The 1061-nt window shown below is 63.6% G+C and carries 1 protein-coding gene; it reads left to right on the forward strand.

All coding sequences use genetic code 11. The features are described 5' to 3' along the window. Positions 1–262: 262 nt before the first annotated feature. Positions 263–1061 (forward strand): Hint domain-containing protein (locus EP237_RS23655; protein ID WP_240661736.1); only part of this gene is annotated, 799 nt, incomplete at its 3' end.

Here is a 1061-nt window from a genome sequence, read left to right on the forward strand (position 1 = left end):
GATGAGTGCCCGGCAGGTGCCGCAGCATATCCGCGCCCGGCTGGCCGGGAGGGCTGTCGCCTGAGCAGAAGAATCCCGCAGCCTGAACCGGCAAACCGGGGTCAGGCTGCGCCTCAACCCGAAGTTTTCGGGAAAAGCCTTGCTCGCCCTCCGGTTGCCGCCTAAAGATTAGGCAAGTCTCCCGCGCAGGATTGTCTGCCGGGAAAAAACCAGCCATTTCAGGCCCATATTTCGTGGGCCCTTTTCAGTTACGGGGGCGAGCATGGCACTTTCGGTCGGCGACATCTATTTCACGGCCTTGATCACCGATCAGGACACCACCAGCGGAACCGGGCAGGAATCGTTCTCCTTCGTGGTCACCACCAATGTCTCGGCCGGGGAAACCATCACCTTTCATCAACCCGAGGCGGGCGGTGACGACTTCTTCACCTACACCGTCGGGGCGGGCGGGTTGTCGGCTGGCGACCGCGTGACAATTCGTGAAAACCCGGGTGCCACGCCGATGGAGATCCTCCACGATCCCTCGGGGGGATCTGTCTCGGCGATCACGGGCAGCTTGTCCATCACCGCGACGGATGAATTCATCGCCTCCCAGGGGGGGCAGGTTCTGGCCGCGATCAGCAACGGCGGCAATTGGGATCAGGGCCATCTTGCCCTCGCCGGCCTGTCGCGCAGCGCGCTTGACACCTGGGTGACGAACAACCCGGGGCTCGCGAGCCCGGCGGTTGAAAACCTCGATGGCGGCAGCGGCGTGGATGACAACCTGATGTTCATCGGCGGCAACATCCTGTTGCACGGGGACGATCCGGCCTATTGGACGGGAACGATCGATATCGTCGATCACACCAACCCCAACATCAACGGAACAACCTACGCCACGCAGGACTCGGCGATCTTTCTCTGTTTCGCAGCGGGCACCCTTATCGCGACCGCGGCAGGGGAGGTCCCGGTCGAGGATCTGCGCATCGGCGACAGCGTGACCACGGCGGAGGGCCGCGCGGTATCCGTCAAGTGGATCGGTCGCCAGACCGTCCATACCCGCTTCGGCCCCGCCGAACGGC

Source organism: Nioella ostreopsis (genome assembly GCF_004000255.1).
GTDB lineage: Bacteria > Pseudomonadota > Alphaproteobacteria > Rhodobacterales > Rhodobacteraceae > Nioella > Nioella ostreopsis.